General features: G+C 62.0%; 3 protein-coding genes. All 3 read left to right on the top strand.

Annotation, left to right across the window (positions count from 1 at the left end):
• Nucleotides 1–179 precede the first annotated feature (179 nt).
• The 3 genes from tesB (at nt 180) to EOC06_RS17435 (ending at nt 3,064) form a co-directional block, all read left to right on the top strand.
• Complete coding sequence (gene tesB, locus EOC06_RS17425) at nt 180–1,055, top strand: acyl-CoA thioesterase II (protein ID WP_127319574.1); 876 nt, start codon at nt 180–182, stop codon at nt 1,053–1,055.
• A gap of 217 nt (nt 1,056–1,272) precedes the next feature.
• Nucleotides 1,273–1,611: a P-II family nitrogen regulator gene (locus EOC06_RS17430; protein WP_013892292.1), complete on the top strand. Its 339-nt coding sequence runs from the start codon at nt 1,273–1,275 to the stop codon at nt 1,609–1,611.
• Between the two features lie 31 nt (nt 1,612–1,642).
• Nucleotides 1,643–3,064, top strand: coding sequence for an ammonium transporter (locus EOC06_RS17435; protein WP_127267327.1), 1,422 nt, complete (start codon nt 1,643–1,645; stop codon nt 3,062–3,064).
• Nucleotides 3,065–3,074: the final 10 nt, after the last annotated feature.

The following is a 3,074-nucleotide window of genomic DNA, read 5'->3' on the forward strand; positions in this document are numbered from 1 at the left end:
AGCCGGCGCCGGCGACCAGGACGTCGAGCCCAGATACTGTTTTCGCGTTTGCCCCGGTTTGCGTGTCCGCCTTGCGTTCCATCATCTTCGCTCCTGCGCGCCGCCGGGTCCTGCACCCTTGACTGCCTGTCCGTCCTGTCGGAAACCGCCATAACACTTCTGCGGCGAGGGCGCGAAATATGACGGCAGCCATGGACGAGCTTCTCGGCATTCTCGACCTCGAGAAGCTGGAACACAATCTGTATCGTGGTCGCAGCCCCTTGCTCGACTGGCAGCGCGTGTTCGGCGGCCAGACCATCGCCCAGGCGCTGGTGGCGGCGCAGCGGACAGTGGATCCCGATCGGCACGTGCATTCACTGCACGGCTATTTCATGCGGCCCGGCGACACCAAGGTGCCGATCGTCTACGAGGTCGACCGTATTCGCGACGGCGGCTCCTTCACCACGCGGCGCGTGGTGGCAGTCCAGCACGGCCAGGCGATCTTTTCGCTCGAAGCCTCGTTCCAGCAGGACGAGGTCGGTCTCGAGCACCAGGTGCCGATGCCGCAGGACGTTCCGGGGCCGGACACATTGCTGTCGCAACGCGAATTGCTGGGCAAATTCGCCGACGCGGTGCCCGATGGCATCAAACGCTACTGGGAGCGCGACCGGCCGATCGAGATGAAGCCGGTGATGCTGAAGCATTACACCAGCCGCGAAAAGCTGGAGCCGAAGCAGAATATCTGGATCCGCACCACAGGTCCGGTGCCGGCGGACCGCGCCATCCAGGCGGCGGTGCTCGCCTATCTTTCCGACATGACGCTGCTCGACACATCGACCTTCGCGCATGGCCGCGCCATTTTCGACCGCGATATCCAGGCGGCGAGCCTCGACCACGCCATGTGGTTCCATCGCAGTCATGCGCTCGACGACTGGATGCTCTACACGCAGGACAGCCCGTCGACACAGGGGTCACGCGGCTTTACACGCGGGTCGCTGTTTGCCCGCGACGGCACGCTGATCGCCTCGGTCGCGCAGGAAGGGCTGATCCGGCTGAAGCGATCGCCTGCAGAGTAGGCATTTTTCAAAAGTTGCCCAATTTTTAAGCAGATGCATCGCCGCAGCTATCAACAGGTTGCGTCGGAACGCTCCTCAATCTCTTTGTTTACAATGGGTTAACACACTGCTTCGGCACTTGGCACGGAGCTTGAATCCTCGTGGGCACTCTCCGGCTTTTTAGGATCGGTGAAGGTGTGCAAACGCGGGGGACCGCAACAGCGAAGGGTGAAACCTTATGAAAATTGTGATGGCAATCATCAAGCCGTTCAAGCTCGACGAGGTACGCGAAGCGCTTACCGCCGTCGGCATCCAGGGCCTGACCGTCACCGAAGTCAAAGGCTACGGGCGTCAGAAAGGGCATACGGAAATCTATCGCGGGGCGGAATACGCGGTCAGCTTCCTGCCGAAGATCAAGATCGAAGTCGCCGTCAGTTCCGACATGGTGGACAAGGCTGTCGAAGCCATCACCGCCGCCGCCAAGACCGGGCAGATCGGCGACGGCAAGATCTTCGTTTTCGGCATCGATCAGGCGGTGCGCATCCGCACCGGCGAAACAGACACCGACGCGCTCTGAGCGGCGATCACGTATTCCAATGGAGAGTTCAATGAATATTCCTTCCACCTTGAAGTCAGCGGCGCGCTCCGCGCTGCTCGGCTCGTTCGCGCTCGGAGCATTGGGCACGGTCGCCGCATTCGCGCAGGAAGCGGCTCCCGCCGCGGCCGCAGCAGCGCCAGCTTTCACCGTCGACAAGGGCGACACCACGTGGATGATGGTTTCCACCGTTCTGGTGCTGTTGATGACGGTTCCCGGTCTTGCGCTTTTCTACGGCGGCCTGGTTCGCAGCAAGAACATGCTGTCAGTGCTGATGCAGGTCTTCACCATCACCAGCGTGGTCATGATCATCTGGGTTTTCTACGGCTACAGCCTCGCCTTCACCCCGGGCAACGCCTTCGTCGGCGGCCTTTCCAAGATGTTTCTCTCCGGCGTCGATGTGACGACCCTGTCGGAAACCTTTACCAAGGGTGTCGCCATTCCTGAACTGGTGTTCGTCGTCTTCCAGATGACCTTCGCCTGCATCACGCCGGCTCTGATCGTCGGCGCCTTCGCCGAACGCGTCAAATTCTCCGCTTTGATCCTTTTCGTCATCCTGTGGGTCACTTTCATCTACTTCCCGATCGCTCATATGGTCTGGTTCTGGGGCGGCCCGAGCGCTTATAGCGATCCGACGGGCCTCATCTTCAGCTTCGGCGCCATCGACTTCGCCGGCGGCACGGTCGTTCACATCAATGCGGGCATTGCCGGCCTCGTCGGCGCGCTCATGATCGGCAAGCGCAGCGGCTACAAGAAGGATCTCATGGCGCCGCACTCGATGACGCTGACCATGGTCGGTGCTTCGCTGCTGTGGGTCGGCTGGTTTGGCTTCAACGCCGGTTCGAATCTTGAAGCGAACGCCTATGCGGTGCTGGCCATGATCAATACCTTCGTCGCCACGGCGGCGGCGGCGGTCACCTGGATCGTGCTTGAATCGCTGCTGCGCGGCAAAGCCTCCATGCTTGGTGCTGTTTCGGGTGCGGTGACCGGCCTCGTCGCCGTCACGCCCGCTGCCGGCTTTGCCGGCCCGATGGGCGCCATCGTGCTCGGCATCGTCGCCACCTTCGTCTGCTACTTCTTCGTCTCGGTGGTGAAGAACACGTTCGACTACGACGACAGCCTTGATGTCTTCGGCGTCCACTGCATCGGCGGCATCATCGGCGCGCTCGGCACAGGCATCCTGGTCAATCCTGCCCTCGGTGGCGCCGGCATTGTCGACTATTCGACGGCCGACTTTGCTGCCGGCTATGCCGGCACGGCCACCCAGCTCCTGGCGCAAGCCAAGGGTGTCCTGGTGACCCTGCTGTGGTCGGGTATCGGCAGCGCCATCCTCTACAAGATCGTCGACCTGATCATCGGCCTGCGTCCGACAGCCGACGCAGAGCGCGAAGGCCTCGACCTCACCTCGCATGGCGAAGCGGCCTACCACTCGTAAGCCCGGTGCG

The sequence above is a fragment of the Mesorhizobium sp. M7A.F.Ca.MR.362.00.0.0 genome, from assembly GCF_004023175.1.
In the GTDB taxonomy this organism is placed as follows: Bacteria; Pseudomonadota; Alphaproteobacteria; order Rhizobiales; family Rhizobiaceae; genus Mesorhizobium.

Excerpts from the sequence above, each read along its gene's own strand:
- EOC06_RS17435 (WP_127267327.1), top strand. The coding sequence starts at position 1,643 with ATGAATATTCCTTCCACCTTGAAGTCAGCGGCGCGCTCCGCGCTGCTC.
- tesB (WP_127319574.1), top strand. The coding sequence starts at position 180 with ATGACGGCAGCCATGGACGAGCTTCTCGGCATTCTCGACCTCGAGAAG.
- EOC06_RS17430 (WP_013892292.1), top strand. The coding sequence starts at position 1,273 with ATGAAAATTGTGATGGCAATCATCAAGCCGTTCAAGCTCGACGAGGTA.